General features: G+C 74.7%; 14 protein-coding genes and 1 pseudogene. 12 read left to right on the top strand and 3 right to left on the bottom strand.

Annotated elements, in window-relative coordinates:
- Window positions 1-131 precede the first annotated feature (131 nt).
- On the top strand, window positions 132-1,496 hold the full coding sequence (gene glmM, locus ACFVGO_RS10605; RefSeq protein WP_359897502.1) for a phosphoglucosamine mutase: 1,365 nt from the start codon (window positions 132-134) through the stop codon (window positions 1,494-1,496).
- 65 nt (window positions 1,497-1,561) lie between these two features.
- Here the strand turns inward: glmM and coaA are convergent, their stop codons facing one another.
- On the bottom strand, window positions 1,562-2,557 hold the full coding sequence (coaA, locus tag ACFVGO_RS10600) for a type I pantothenate kinase (protein WP_359897501.1): 996 nt from the start codon (window positions 2,555-2,557) through the stop codon (window positions 1,562-1,564).
- 99 nt (window positions 2,558-2,656) lie between these two features.
- Here coaA and glmS point away from each other — a divergent pair, with 99 nt between their 5' ends.
- The gene (glmS, locus tag ACFVGO_RS10595) at window positions 2,657-4,513 is read left to right on the top strand and encodes a glutamine--fructose-6-phosphate transaminase (isomerizing) (RefSeq protein WP_359897500.1); all 1,857 of its coding nucleotides are present in this window, start codon (window positions 2,657-2,659) and stop codon (window positions 4,511-4,513) included.
- A 37-nt stretch (window positions 4,514-4,550) separates the two neighbouring features.
- Here the strand turns inward: glmS and ACFVGO_RS10590 are convergent, their stop codons facing one another.
- On the bottom strand, window positions 4,551-5,108 hold the full coding sequence (locus ACFVGO_RS10590) for a Uma2 family endonuclease (RefSeq protein ID WP_380631381.1): 558 nt from the start codon (window positions 5,106-5,108) through the stop codon (window positions 4,551-4,553).
- Between the two features lie 171 nt (window positions 5,109-5,279).
- On the opposite strand from ACFVGO_RS10590, the gene ACFVGO_RS10585 reads away from it, so the two are divergent.
- The 5 genes from ACFVGO_RS10585 (at window position 5,280) to ACFVGO_RS10565 (ending at window position 10,239) form a co-directional block, all read left to right on the top strand.
- On the top strand, window positions 5,280-6,755 hold the full coding sequence (locus ACFVGO_RS10585; RefSeq protein WP_380631380.1) for an NAD(P)H-hydrate dehydratase: 1,476 nt from the start codon (window positions 5,280-5,282) through the stop codon (window positions 6,753-6,755).
- Window positions 6,756-6,895: 140 nt separating this feature from the next.
- Window positions 6,896-8,095, top strand: a complete 1,200-nt coding sequence (gene alr / locus ACFVGO_RS10580) for an alanine racemase (protein WP_380356886.1) — start codon at window positions 6,896-6,898, stop codon at window positions 8,093-8,095.
- Window positions 8,092-9,327, top strand: a complete 1,236-nt coding sequence (locus tag ACFVGO_RS10575) for an alpha/beta hydrolase (RefSeq protein ID WP_359897496.1) — start codon at window positions 8,092-8,094, stop codon at window positions 9,325-9,327. The genes alr and ACFVGO_RS10575 overlap by 4 nt, the downstream gene beginning before the upstream one ends.
- An 85-nt stretch (window positions 9,328-9,412) precedes the next feature.
- Window positions 9,413-9,910, top strand: a complete 498-nt coding sequence (gene tsaE / locus ACFVGO_RS10570; RefSeq protein WP_359897495.1) for a tRNA (adenosine(37)-N6)-threonylcarbamoyltransferase complex ATPase subunit type 1 TsaE — start codon at window positions 9,413-9,415, stop codon at window positions 9,908-9,910.
- Window positions 9,911-10,044: 134 nt separating this feature from the next.
- The gene (locus tag ACFVGO_RS10565; protein ID WP_359897494.1) at window positions 10,045-10,239 is read left to right on the top strand and encodes a hypothetical protein; all 195 of its coding nucleotides are present in this window, start codon (window positions 10,045-10,047) and stop codon (window positions 10,237-10,239) included.
- Between the two features lie 40 nt (window positions 10,240-10,279).
- Here the strand turns inward: ACFVGO_RS10565 and ACFVGO_RS10560 are convergent, their stop codons facing one another.
- On the bottom strand, window positions 10,280-10,846 hold the full coding sequence (locus ACFVGO_RS10560; RefSeq protein ID WP_359897493.1) for a hypothetical protein: 567 nt from the start codon (window positions 10,844-10,846) through the stop codon (window positions 10,280-10,282).
- A 154-nt stretch (window positions 10,847-11,000) separates the two neighbouring features.
- Here ACFVGO_RS10560 and tsaB point away from each other — a divergent pair, with 154 nt between their 5' ends.
- The 5 genes and pseudogenes from tsaB to ACFVGO_RS10535 form a co-directional block, all read left to right on the top strand.
- Complete coding sequence (tsaB, locus tag ACFVGO_RS10555; protein WP_380356892.1) at window positions 11,001-11,657, top strand: tRNA (adenosine(37)-N6)-threonylcarbamoyltransferase complex dimerization subunit type 1 TsaB; 657 nt, start codon at window positions 11,001-11,003, stop codon at window positions 11,655-11,657.
- A gap of 23 nt (window positions 11,658-11,680) precedes the next feature.
- On the top strand, window positions 11,681-12,169 hold the full coding sequence (gene rimI, locus ACFVGO_RS10550) for a ribosomal protein S18-alanine N-acetyltransferase (protein ID WP_380356912.1): 489 nt from the start codon (window positions 11,681-11,683) through the stop codon (window positions 12,167-12,169).
- Complete coding sequence (tsaD, locus tag ACFVGO_RS10545; RefSeq protein ID WP_359897491.1) at window positions 12,162-13,253, top strand: tRNA (adenosine(37)-N6)-threonylcarbamoyltransferase complex transferase subunit TsaD; 1,092 nt, start codon at window positions 12,162-12,164, stop codon at window positions 13,251-13,253. Before rimI ends, tsaD begins: the two co-directional genes overlap by 8 nt.
- Complete coding sequence (locus tag ACFVGO_RS10540) at window positions 13,250-13,510, top strand: hypothetical protein (protein ID WP_359897490.1); 261 nt, start codon at window positions 13,250-13,252, stop codon at window positions 13,508-13,510. The genes tsaD and ACFVGO_RS10540 overlap by 4 nt, the downstream gene beginning before the upstream one ends.
- A 50-nt stretch (window positions 13,511-13,560) precedes the next feature.
- Window positions 13,561-13,742: pseudogene (locus ACFVGO_RS10535) on the top strand (hypothetical protein); the annotation flags it as partial.

The raw sequence follows: 13,742 nt of genomic DNA, 5'->3' as shown, positions 1-13,742 counted from the left end.
GCACCCCCTGGTTGTGCGAAACCGTCGCCCCGGAGTACCTCGAGTACTCCGGGGCGACGTGTTCCCCGGCTACTGTGCGGCGGCCGGGATCTTCGGTTGGGTTCCGAGCAGTGGTGATGGAGGACGGGACAGTGGGACGACTCTTCGGTACGGACGGCGTGCGCGGGGTGGCCAACGAGGGCCTGACGGCGGAGCTGGCGCTCGGTCTGTCGGTCGCGGCGGCCCATGTGCTCGGCGAGGCCGGCGCCTTCGACGGCCACCGGCCGGTCGCGGTGGTCGGCCGTGACCCGCGCGCCTCGGGCGAGTTCCTGGAGGCCGCCGTCATCGCCGGTCTGGCGAGCGCCGGCGTCGACGTCCTGCGGGTCGGCGTCCTGCCCACCCCGGCCGTGGCGTACCTCACCGGCGCGCTCGGCGCCGACTTCGGCGTGATGCTGTCCGCCAGCCACAACGCCATGCCGGACAACGGCATCAAGTTCCTCGCCCGCGGCGGCCACAAGCTGGACGACCGGATCGAGGACGCGATCGAGTCCCACTACCGCAAGCACACGCTCGGCGACGAGGACTGGAACCGTCCGACCGGCGCGGCCGTCGGCCGGGTGCGCGAGTACACCGAGGGCTTCGACAAGTACGTCGCCCACCTGATCGGCGTGCTGCCCAACCGCCTGGACGGCATCAAGGTCGTCATCGACGGCGCCCACGGCGCGGCCGCCTACGTCGCCCCCGAGGCCTTCGCCCGGGCCGGTGCCGAGGTGGTCCACACCCTGGGGGCCGAGCCCACCGGCCTCAACATCAACGACGGCGTCGGCTCCACCCACCTGGACCGGCTGCGGGTCGCGATGAAGGAGCACAAGGCCGACCTGGGCATCGCCCTGGACGGCGACGCCGACCGCTGCCTGGCCGCCGACGCCGAGGGCGCCGAGGTGGACGGCGACCAGATCATCGCCATCCTCGCGGTCGCCATGAAGGAGGCCGGCACCCTGCGCCGCAACACCGCGGTGGCCACCGTGATGTCCAACCTCGGCTTCAAGCTGGCGATGGAGCGCGAGGGCATCGAGCTGGTGGAGACCGCCGTCGGCGACCGCTACGTGCTGGAGGCGATGAAGGAGCACGGCTTCGCGCTGGGCGGCGAGCAGTCCGGCCACGTGATCCTGCTGGACCACGCCACCACCGGTGACGGCACCCTGACCGGCCTGATGCTGGGCGCCCGGCTGGCCGCCACCAAGCAGCCGCTGGCCGACCTGGCCGCCGTGATGACCCGGCTGCCGCAGGTGCTGATCAACGTCAAGGGCGTCGACAAGTCCCGGGTGCGGACCAGCACCGAGCTGACCGCCGCGGTCGCCGCGGCCGAGGCCGAGCTGGGCTCCACCGGCCGGGTGCTGCTGCGCCCGTCGGGCACCGAGCCGCTGGTCCGGGTGATGGTCGAGGCCGCCGACCCGGCGCAGGCCGAGGCGGTCGGGCAGCGGCTGGCCGACGCGGTGCGCACCCACCTGGGCTGAGCCCCGGAGACGGCGAAGGGCCCCCGCGCGACGCGGGGGCCCTTCGTGTCGTGCCCGGCGGGCGCTCAGAGCTTGCGCAGCAGCGCCCGGCGGACCTTGTGGTCCGAGCCCTTCTGGAGGATCAGGGTGGCGCGGCCGCGGGTCGGCAGCACGTTCTCCAGCAGGTTGGGCTTGTTGATGGTGCGCCAGACCTGCCGGCCGTACTCCATCGCCTCCTCCTCCGGCACCTCGGTGAAGCGGCGGAAGTAGGAGTTCGGGTCCTGGAAGGCGGTCTGCCGCAGCTTGCGGAAGCGGTCCAGGTACCAGTGCTCGATGTCGTCGGTCCGGGCGTCGACGTAGATCGAGAAGTCGAAGTAGTCGGCCACCGCGAGGCGGGTGCGGCCGTCGGAGCCGGGCAGGGCCGGCTGGAGCACGTTCAGGCCCTCGACGATCAGGATGTCCGGGCGCTCCACGGTCAGCCGCTCGCCCTGCACGATGTCGTACACCAGGTGCGAGTAGACCGGCGCGCTGACCCGCTCCTTGCCCGCCTTCACGTCCGCGACGAAGCGCATCAGCGCCCGGCGGTCGTACGACTCCGGGAAGCCCTTGCGGGCCATCAGGCCGCGCCGGCGCAGCTCGGCGTTGGGGAGCAGGAAGCCGTCGGTGGTGACCAGCTCGACCCGGGGGTGCTCGGGCCAGCGGGCGAGCAGCGCCTGGAGCAGGCGGGCGGTGGTGGACTTGCCGACCGCCACGGAGCCGGCCACGCCGATGATGAACGGGGTGCGGGTGCGTTCGGTGTCCGGGGTGTCCAGGAAGGTGCCCAGCGTGCCGCGCAGCTCGTGCGTGGCGTGGATGTACAGGTTCAGCAGGCGGGACAGCGGCAGGTAGACGTCGCGGACCTCGTCCAGGTCGAGGGCGGTGCCGAGGCCGCGCAGCCGTTCCACCTCCTCGGCGGTCAGCGGCAGTGGCGTACGCTCGCGCAGCGCGCTCCACTCGGCCCGGCTGAGGTCGACGTAGGGGGACGGCGACGGGCCGGGCGTGGCGGCGCCCCGCGTACAGAGTTCGGTCAGCACATGCTCCATTGTGAGCCGTAGCGGCGTTCACGGTGGCTGTGGTGTCGGTCACGCAGCGTTCGCGCGCGAGGGGGAAACGGCCACAGAACCGCCCTTATGCTGGCACGCATGTGCGGAATTGTTGGATACGTGGGCGCTCAGTCCGCCCTCGACGTAGTAATCGCAGGCTTGCAGCGACTGGAGTACCGGGGCTACGACTCGGCCGGTGTCGCGGTGCAGGTCCAGGACTCCGAGGGGCAGTGGAGCCTGGCCACCGACAAGCGGGCGGGCAAGCTCGCCAATCTGGAGAAGTCGCTCGCCGAGACCCCTCTGCCCGGCGGCACCACCGGCATCGGCCACACCCGCTGGGCCACCCACGGCGGCCCGACGGACGCCAACGCCCACCCCCACCTGGACGACCACCAGCGGGTGGCCGTGGTGCACAACGGCATCATCGAGAACTTCGCGCAGCTGCGCGCCGAGATCGCCGAGCGCGGCCACACCCTCCGGTCCGAGACCGACACCGAGGTCGTCGCCCACCTGCTGGGCGAGGCCTACGCGGGTGACCTCGCCGAGGCCATGCGGGTGGTCTGCCGTCAGCTGGAGGGCGCCTTCACCCTGGTCGCCGTGCACGCGGACGCGCCGGACGTGGTCGTCGGTGCCCGCCGCAACTCGCCGCTGGTGGTCGGCCGCGGCGAGGGCGAGAACTTCCTCGCCTCGGACGTCGCCGCCTTCATCGCCCACACCCGCGAGGCGATCGAGCTGGGCCAGGACCAGGTGGTCGAGCTGCGCCGGGAGGGCGTGACCGTCACCAACTTCGACGGCACCCCGGCCGACGTGCGCGAGTACCACGTCGACTGGGACGCCTCGGCCGCCGAGAAGGGCGGCTACGACTACTTCATGCTCAAGGAGATCGCCGAGCAGCCGAAGGCGGTCGCCGACACCCTCCTCGGCCGGATCGGCACCGACGGCCGGCTGACCCTGGACGAGCTGCGGATCTCCGACGCCGACCTGCGCTCGGTCGACAAGGTCGTCATCGTGGCCTGCGGCACGGCCTTCCACGCCGGCATGATCGCCAAGTACGCGATCGAGCACTGGACCCGCATCCCCTGCGAGGTCGAGGTCGCCTCCGAGTTCCGCTACCGCGACCCGATCATGGGCCCGGGCACGCTGGTCATCGCCATCTCGCAGTCCGGCGAGACCATGGACACCCTGATGGCCCTGCGGCACGCCCGCGAGCAGGGCGCCAAGGTGCTGGCGATCTGCAACACCAACGGCTCCACCATCCCGCGCGAGTCGGACGCGGTGCTGTACACCCACGCCGGCCCGGAGGTCGCGGTCGCCTCGACCAAGGCGTTCCTGACCCAGCTGGTCGCCTGCTACCTGGTCGCCCTGTACCTGGGCCAGGTGCGCGGCACCAAGTGGGGCGACGAGATCTTCGCCGTCATCAAGGAGCTCGGCGACGCGCCGAAGCAGGTCGAGCAGGTCCTGGAGACCATGGAGCCGGTGCGCGAGCTGGCCCGCTCGCTGGCCGACGCCCGCTCGGTGCTGTTCCTCGGCCGCCACGTCGGCTTCCCGGTGGCCCTGGAGGGCGCGCTCAAGCTCAAGGAGCTGGCGTACATGCACGCCGAGGGCTTCGCGGCGGGCGAGCTCAAGCACGGCCCGATCGCGCTGATCGAGGAGGGGCTGCCGGTCGTGGTGGTCGTGCCCTCGCCGCGCGGACGCTCGATCCTGCACGACAAGATCGTCTCCAACATCCAGGAGATCAGGGCCCGCGGTGCCCGCACGATCGTGATCGCCGAGGAGGGCGACGAGGCCGTCGTCCCGTACGCGGACCACCTGATCCGCATCCCGGCCACCCCGGTGCTGCTCCAGCCGCTGGTCGCCACCGTCCCGCTCCAGGTCTTCGCCTGCGAGCTGGCCACGGCCAAGGGCCACGAGGTCGACCAGCCGCGCAACCTGGCGAAGTCGGTCACCGTCGAGTAGTCGCTCGGCGGCACGGCGCCCCTGCGGTGGCTGCGTCCTACCGCAGGGGCGCCGTGTCGAGCGTGAAGGAGAACGGGGCGGGGAGCTTGATGCACCTGCCGAATTCGGTTTCGTGAAGGGTGGTGTAGTCGCCGTTCCTCGGATCCGTGAACAGCGTCACCCTGCCTTCGCTGCGGTCGATGAGCAGGTAGCACGGAATGCCCGCAGCGGCGTAGCCCAGGCGCTTGGCCTCGCGGTCCTTGTGCGGGTTGATCGAGGTGACTTCAAGGACCAGTTCGACTCCCACCGCGGATGACCACGAATCCTGAGCGCGGAAATGGCCGACCGGAGCGACCGTGGCGTCCGGGATGAAACGGCCCTTGGGGGTGATCAGTCCCTTCCCGCCGCTGACGTACAGGTCCTCGGCTGCCTCACGCGCAACAGTGCGGGCGAACCGGGCGATGGCGTCCTCATGGTCGCCGTCCGGCGGTGGCGTCACGACGATCTCCCCTTCGATGAGCTCGGCCTTGAAACCGGGTGGGGTGTCCAACTCCAGAAACGCCTGGAGGAGGCTGTCCTCGCCCAGCGGGTGCTCGACTGCCGGCATGGCGACCATGGCCCTTCTCCCTCCTGTGGGTCCGTGCCGAGCCACAAGGTAGGCGTACGGACCGGCACCGGCGGGGGATCGAAGTGGTTGTCACTCGAAAGTGTGCCGCAGGCCCGGCTCCCGCGGGGCGGTGGCGCGGGCTAGCGTCGGCGGTAGCCGACCGCTGAAGGAGTTCTCCCCATGCGTCATGCACACCCTGTGGAAACCGTCCGGGCCGCCGAGGCCGAGCTGATGGCGCGGCTGCCGGAGGGCACCCTGATGCAGCGGGCGGCCGCGGGGCTGGCCGCGACCTGCGCGCGGCTGCTGACGCGGCGTCGGGGGCGGGTGTACGGCAGCCGGGTGACGGTGCTCGCGGGCAGCGGGGACAACGGGGGTGACGCCCTGTACGCCGGGGCCGCGCTGGCCCGGCGCGGGGCGCGGGTGACGGCGGTGCTGCTGGCGCCGGAGAAGGCCCACCCGGGCGGGCTGGCCGCGCTGCGGGCCGCCGGCGGGCGGGTGACGGCGGAGCGGGAAGTCGGCCTGGCCGACTTCTCGCGCGCGGACCTGGTGCTGGACGGGATCGTCGGCATCGGCGGCCGGGGCGGGCTGCGCCCGGAGGCCGTGCCGTACGCGAGGGCCGAGCGGCACGGGATCGTGGTGGCGGTGGACCTGCCGAGCGGGGTGGACGCCGACACCGGGGAGGTGCCGGGCGCCGCGCTGCGGGCCGACGTCACGGTCTGCTTCGGCACGTACAAGCCCGGGCTGCTGGTCGACCCGGGGGCCTCGTACGCGGGGGCCGTGCAGCTGGTCGGCATCGGGCTGGAGCCGCCCGCCGCGCGGGTGACGGCGCTCCAGCACGCGGACGTGGCGGCGCTGCTGCCGGAGCCGGGCGCGGAGAGCGACAAGTACCGGCGCGGCGTCGTCGGGGTGGCGGCCGGCTCGGCGACCTACCCGGGGGCGGCGCTGCTGGCGGTGGCCGGGGCGCTGCACGGCGGCGCGGGCGCCGTCCGGTACGTGGGCACGGCGGCCGAGGAGGTGGTGCGGCGCTTCCCGGAGGTGCTGGTCACCGAGGGCGGGCCGGCCGGCGCCGGACGGGTGCAGGCCTGGGTGGTCGGGCCGGGCGGCGGCGAGGGGGCGCGGCAGGCGCTGACCGAGGCGCTGGCGAGCGACGTCCCGGTGCTGGTGGACGCCGACGGGCTGACCGAGCTGGGCCGGCTCGGCCCGGACGCGCTGGCCGGCCGCACCGCGCCCACCCTGCTCACCCCGCACACCGGCGAGGCCGCCCGGCTGCTCGCCGGCGCCGACGGCGGCACACCGCCGGCCGCCGACGACCTGGCCGCGGCCCGGCTGGCCACCGCCCGACGGCTGGCGGCCGGCTACCGCGCCACGGTGCTGCTGAAGGGCTCCACCACGGTGGTCGCCGATCCGGGCGGGGCCGTCCGGGTGAACCCCACCGGCACCTCCTGGCTGGCCACCGCCGGCAGCGGCGACGTGCTGGCCGGGCTGGCCGGCTCCCTGTTGGCGGCCGGCCTCGCGCCGCTGGACGCCGCGTCGGCGGCCGCCTACCTGCACGGCCTGGCCGGCCGCGAGGCGGCGGGCGTGCCGGGCGCCCCGACGACGGCGCTCGCGGTGGCCGGGGCGCTCCCGGCGGTGTGGCGGGCGGTCCGCGCGGGGTGACCGCCGGAACCGGGACATCCGGTTGCGGCGTCCTGAACGGGGTGAACGGGCGGTCCGCCGCACGTCGGCGCGTCGTAGGGGTCCGCCGCGCCGCCGGGCCGTTCGGCGAGGACTCCGGGACGTCTGGGAGACTGACCCTGATGACAACTGCGAACACGACCGGCACAGCCACCCGCACCGACGGCCTCCGGGCCGAGGCGACCATCGATCTCGCCGCCCTGCGCGGCAACCTCGCCGCCCTGCGCGAACGCGTCGGCGGCGCGGCGGTGATGCTCGCCGTCAAGGCGAACGCCTACGGCCACGGCGCGGTCGAGTGCGCCCGGGAAGCGGTCGCGAACGGGATCGGCTGGCTCGGCTGCGCGACGCCGGACGAGGCGCTGGCGCTGCGGGCCGCGGGCATCCGCCCGGAGCAGGCCCGCATCCTGTGCTGGCTGTGGACGCCGGGCGGGCCCTGGCACGAGGCGCTGCGCGCGGACCTGGACATCTCGGTCAGCGGCCAGTGGGCGCTGGACGAGCTGCTGCCCGCCGTCCGCGAGACCGGCATCCCGGCCCGGGTGCACCTGAAGGCCGACACCGGCCTCGGCCGCAACGGCTGCCAGCCGCACGACTGGCCGCGGCTGGTGGCCGCCGCCCGCCGGGCCGAGACGGAGGGGCTGCTGACGGTCGTCGGCGTGTGGTCGCACTTCGCCGCGGCGGACGAGCCGGGCCACCCGTCGATCCAGGCCCAGCTGGACTCCTACCGCGCCGCGCTGGCCACGGCCGAGGCCGCCGGGCTGCGCCCCGCGGTCCGGCACCTGGCGAACTCCCCGGCCGCCCTGCTGCTGCCCGAGTCGCACTTCGACCTGGTCCGCACCGGCCTGGCCGCGTACGGGCTGTCGCCGGTGCCGGAGGTGGGCTCGCCGGCCGACTTCGGGCTGCGCCCGGTGATGGCGCTGACCGCGCGGCTGGCGCTGGTCAAGCACGTCCCCGGCGGGCACGGGGTCAGCTACGGCCACCACTACACGACGCCGGGCGAGACCACCCTGGGCCTGGTCCCGGTCGGCTACGGCGACGGCATCCCCCGGCACGCCAGCGGTACCGGCCCGGTGCAGATCGACGGCAAGTGGCGCACGGTGGCCGGCCGGGTCGCGATGGACCAGTTCGTGGTGGACCTCGGCGGCGACACCCCGGCGATCGGCGACGAGGTGCTGCTGTTCGGCAACGGCGAGCGCGGCGAGCCCACCGCGGAGGACTGGGCCCGCGCCTGCGGCACCATCTCGTACGAGATCATCACCCGGATCGGCGCCCGGGTGCCCCGCCGCTACCTCGGCGGCAGCCACCCGGAGGGCCCGTCGGCATGACCGGCGCACCGGCCGAGGGCAGTCCGGTCGCGGCGGTCGCCAAGGCGGCCGGCGCCGCCTCCGGGGTGAGCCGGGCGGGTGTGATCGGGATCTCGGTCGGCGTACTGGCGGCCGGGGCGGCCGCGGGCGTCGCGGTGGAGCGGCTGACCGTCGGCCGGGCGATGCGCCGCCGGGCCCGGGCCGAGCTGGACGCGAACGCCCCGTACGGCTCGCTGCGCGGCCGTCCGAGGACGGTGGCCGCGCCGGACGGCACCGAGCTGTACGTCGAGCTGGACGGCACCGGCTGGAGCGGGCCGGACGGGGACGGCGCCGGCGCCGAGCCGCTGACCGTGGTGTTCTGCCACGGCTACTGCCTCAACCAGGACAGCTGGCACTTCCAGCGGGCCGCGCTGCGCGAGGGCATGCGGCTGGTCCTCTGGGACCAGCGCAGCCACGGCCGCTCCGAGCGCTCCCGTTCGTACCTGGCGGGCGAGCCGGCCGGCATCGACCAGCTGGGCGGCGACCTCAAGGCCGTGATCGACGCCGTCGCCCCGACCGGGCCGCTGGTGCTGGTGGGCCACTCGATGGGCGGCATGACGGTGATGGCGCTGGCCGACCAGCACCCGGAGCTGTTCCGCGAGAGGGTCGCCGGGGTGGCGCTGATCGGCACCCTCGCCGGGGACTGGAACGAGGTCAGCCTCGGCCTGCCGAGGGCCGGCGCGAAGCTGTTCAGGAAGGTCGCGCCCGGCATGGTGAAGCTGCTGGGCCGCCAGGTCGACCTGGTCGAGGCGACCAGGCGGCTGGGCTCGGACGTGGCCGCCGTGTTCTACCGGAGGTTCTCCTTCGGCGGCCGGGACGTCGACCCCGGCGTGGTGCGCTTCGCCGAGCAGCTGCTGGACGCCACCCCGATCGACGTGGTCGCCGAGTTCTACCCGGTGTTCGGCGCGCACGAGAAGTACGAGGCGCTGGCCGCCCTGCGGGGCCTGCCCGCGCTGGTGCTGGCCGGGACGAAGGACCTGCTGACGCCCTCGACGCACAGCGAGGCGATGGCCGCGCGGCTGCCCGGCGCCGAGCTGGTCCTGGCCGAGGGCGCCGGGCACCTGGTGATGCTGGAACGCCCGGAGCTGGTGGACCACGAGCTGGCGCGGCTGCTGCGCCGGGCCGCCGGCTTCGCCGGGGCGGCGCCGCTGCCCGCGGCCGTCCTCGACCTGGCCCGGGAGCGGGTCGCGGAAGCCGTCGTCGACCCCGTGTGAGCCCCGGTGGCGCGCGGATGTGGCACGGTAGCGGTGGCGGCCGGTGGTCGGTGCGCCGGTACGGACCGAAGGGCAAGACACGCGCATGGGCTCGCACGCCACTCTCACCGTCCCCACCCCGGAGCGGATGGGCCGGCTCGGCCGGGAGCTGGCCGCGCTGCTGCGGCCGGGTGACCTGGTGCTGCTCTCCGGGGAGCTGGGCGCGGGGAAGACCACGCTGACCCGGGGCCTGGGGGAGGGCCTGCAGGTCCGCGGGGCGGTGACCTCGCCGACCTTCGTGATCGCCCGGGTGCACCCCTCGCTGGTCGGCGGCCCGGCGCTGGTGCACGTGGACGCGTACCGGCTGGGCGGGGACCTGGACGAGATGGAGGACCTCGACCTGGACGTCTCGCTGCCCGAGTCGGTGGTCGTGGTCGAGTGGGGCGAGGGCAAGGTCGAGCGGCTGTCCGAGGACCGGCTGGAGGTCCGGATCGAGCGCGCCATCGGCGGCACGGCGGACGGGGACGACCAGGACCCGCGCCGGGTGGTGCTGACCGGGATCGGCCCGCGCTGGGCGGACGCGGCGCTGGCGGACCTCGGATAGCGGACGGGCGCCGAGGGGGGCGACGACGTCCCGCCGACATCTTGCCGACAGGCTGTCGGCAAGATGTTGCGGGCGGGGTGCCGGGCGTGGTGGGATGGGTGCTGCGGTTAGGTCTGCCTAACTAGGGAGGCGCCATGTCGAGCACCACCCCCGCCCCGAAGCGCGCGGTCCCCGCCGCCGGGGCCGGAGAACCGGCCCGTCGCGCTCCGGGAGAGCCGATGCGGGCGCTGCTGGCCGCCTGCGCGGCCGCCGAGGCGGTGTCCACCCCGCCCGAACCGCGGCCCCGACAGGACGAACGGCCCGAGGCGCAGGCGCCCCGGGCCGCGTGAGGCCGGTCCTTCCGGGCCGGGCCGTTCCGGACCGTCCGGGTCAGGCGATCACGACCACCTTGGTGTCCTTGGGCGCGAAGTCCCAGAGCAGCTGCCCCTCGGCGCGCCCGCTGCGGATGCCGCCGGTCTTGGCACTCGGGTCGGTGGTCGGCGTCGCGCCGTCCACCGCCGCGCTGAAGCCGAACACCACGCCGTTCTGCTGCGCGAAGCGCACCACGTGCTCGATCTGCTTGCCGTCCGTCCCGGTGGTGGTCTGGGTGCGGCTGTACACGGCGTAGCTGCCCGGGGCCGGCTCGACCGAGCCCGGGGTGACCGGGAAGGCGGCCGCGACCTGCGGGGTCTTCTTCGGGTCGACCAGCCAGACGTAGTGGCTGCCGACCGAGTAGACCACCCGGATGCCGGTGCCCGAGGTGGTCGGCAGCGCCGGGACGGTCGGGGTGGCCGAGGCGGTCGGCGCCGCGGCGGTGGCCGTGCCGGTCGCCGTGGTGGTGGCCGTGGGCCTGGGGCCGCCGGCCCGGTCCTGGGCGCCGTTGGCCTGGAAGGCCAGCAGGCTCACCACCGCCAGGGCCCCCAGGGTCAACCCCGTGACCACCACTCCAGGACCCATCTTCGCCACGTTGCCGCTCCCGCCGCCGTCCCTTTACGTACGGCCCCATCGTGCCAGGTTCATCCGCGCGGGTCGCAGCGCCTCGGATGTGTGTTCCCGGCTGGTACACCTTGCCGATCGGCCGGTCGGCCCAACGCGGTCTAACCTTGACCCCGTGCTGCTGCTCGCGTTCGACACCGCTACCCCCGCCGTCACCGCCGCCGTCCACGACGGCACGGCCGTCCTCGCCGAGACCCACCAGGTCGACGCCAGGCGCCACGGCGAACTGTTGCTGCCCGCGATCGACGGGGTGCTGCGGGCCGCCGGGGTGGACAAGCACCGGCTGACCGGCATCGCGGTCGGCGTCGGCCCCGGCCCGTACACCGGCCTGCGGGTCGGCCTGGTGACCGCCGCCGCGCTCGGCCACGCGCTCGGGCTGCCGGTGCACGGCGTCTGCACCCTGGACGCGATCGCCTTCCAGGCCCGCGCCGAGGGCCTGGCCGGGCAGCCGTTCACCGTCGCCACCGACGCGCGCCGCAAGGAGGTCTACTGGGCCTCGTACGACGCCGAGGGCCGCCGCACCGAGGGCCCCGGCGTGGACCGCCCGGCCGAGCTGACCCCGCAGGAACGCTCCGTCGGCGCCGGCGCGCTGCTCTACCCCGACGCCTTCCCGGGCGGGCACGGCCCCGAGCACGTCTCGGCCGGCGCCCTGGCCGGTTTCGCCGCCGCCGAGCTGGCCGCCGGGCGCGAGCTGCTGCCGAACCACCCGCTGTACCTGCGCCGCCCGGACGCCCAGGTCCCGGCCGGCTACAAGGCGGTGCTCCCGGCGTGAACCACGGCACCACCCTGCGCCCGATGCGCTGGTGGGACATCGCGCCGGTGCTGGAGCTGGAGCTGCGGCTCTTCCCCGAGGACGCCTGGTCCGCCGGGATGTTCTGGTCCGAACTGGCCGACTCCCACCCCGGCGGCACCCGCCACTACACCGTCGCGGCCGCCCCGGACGGCACGATCGTCGGCTACGCCGGCCTGATGGCGATCGCCGGTGAGGGCGACGTCCAGACCATCGCCGTCGACGCGCGCCACCAGGGCGCCGGCCTCGGCGCGGCGCTGCTCACCGACCTGATCCGGGAGGCCGCCCGGCGCGAGTGCGCCGAGCTGCTGCTGGAGGTGCGGGTGGACAACCCGCGCGCCCAGCGGCTGTACGAGCGCCACGGCTTCGAACCGGTGGGCATCCGGCGCGGCTACTACCAGCCCGCCAACGTCGACGCGCTGGTGATGCGCCTCGACTCCCCGAGCACTGACAGCACTGACCCGAAGGACATTGAGGACACCCGCCATGGCTGACGAACCGCTCGTCCTCGGCATCGAGACCTCCTGCGACGAGACCGGCGTCGGCATCGTGCGCGGCACCACGCTGCTGGCCGACGCGGTCGCCTCCAGCGTCAACGACCACGCCCGCTTCGGCGGCGTCGTCCCGGAGATCGCCAGCCGCGCGCACCTGGAGGCGATGGTCCCGACCATCCAGCGCGCCCTGGACACCGCCGGGATCAAGGCGAGCGACCTGGACGGCATCGCCGTCACCGCGGGCCCCGGCCTGGCCGGCGCGCTGCTGGTCGGCGTCAGCGCCGCGAAGGCGTACGCCTGGGCGCTGGACAAGCCGCTGTACGGGGTCAACCACCTCGCCTCGCACATCTGCGTCGACCAGCTGGAGCACGGCCGGCTGCCCTCGCCGACGATGGCCCTGCTGGTCTCCGGCGGGCACTCCTCGCTGCTGCTCAGCGAGGACATCACCAGCGACGTCCGCCCGCTCGGCGCGACCATCGACGACGCGGCCGGCGAGGCCTTCGACAAGGTCGCCCGGGTGCTCGGCCTCGGCTTCCCCGGCGGCCCGATCGTCGACCGCACGGCCCGCGACGGCGACCCGAAGGCGATCGCCTTCCCGCGCGGCCTGACCGGCAAGAACGACCCGGAGTACGACTTCTCCTTCTCCGGCCTGAAGACCGCCGTCGCCCGCTGGGTGGAGGCCAGGCGCCGGGCCGGCGAGGAGGTGCCGATCGCCGACGTGGCGGCGTCCTTCCAGGAGGCGGTCACCGACGTGCTCACCCGCAAGGCCGTCAAGGCGTGCAAGGACAGCGGCGTCGACCACCTGATGATCGGCGGCGGCGTGGCGGCCAACTCGCGGCTGCGCGAGATGGCCCAGCAGCGCTGCGACCGGGCCGGCATCCGGCTGCGGGTGCCCCGGCCGGGCCTGTGCACCGACAACGGCGCGATGGTCGCGGCGCTCGGCGCCGAGATGGTGTGGCGCGACCGCACGCCGTCCGCCTTCGACCTGTCCGCCGACTCCTCGCTGCCGGTGACCGAGGTCCACGTGCCCCACACCGACGTCCACGGCCAGGCCTACGACGCCCTCGGCGGTGGCGCGGCATGACCGTCGCCGCGATGTGGGAGGCCCGGGCCGCCGACGGGTGCGGGCCCGAACTCGCCGCCTGGGCAAGGGAGTCGGCGCTGCCCCGGCTCCGCGGCTCGGCCGGGCTGGAGCGCCTCGAACTGCTCACCGCCCCGGGCGGGCGGGTGCTGCTGATCACCTGGTGGAACGGCGAGCCGGTGCCCGTCGCCGACCCGCCGGCCGAGCTGCTCGGCCGCCCGGTGCACCGCTGGTCCTTCACCAGCGAGCACGTGGAGTAGCCCCGTACCGGGAACCGCAGGACCGGCCGTTACCGTGCATAGCTGAGAGAATGCTGGACGGGAACCGGGAGCGCGCAGCGGTGATCAGGAACGGGCGGAGCAGGACCAGGACGTACGCGGCGGGGGCGGTGGCCCTGCTGGCCCTCGCCACCGGGTGCGGCGACAACGGGGGCGGCGGCAGCGCCGCCCCGGCCGCCGCGACCACGCCGGCCGCGCCCCGGTCCTCCGGCGC

It is taken from the genome of Kitasatospora sp. NPDC057738 (assembly GCF_042798815.1).
Taxonomy (GTDB): Bacteria; Actinomycetota; Actinomycetes; order Streptomycetales; family Streptomycetaceae; genus Kitasatospora; species Kitasatospora lactacystinica.
This window is presented reverse-complemented; position numbering and strand designations above follow the sequence as displayed.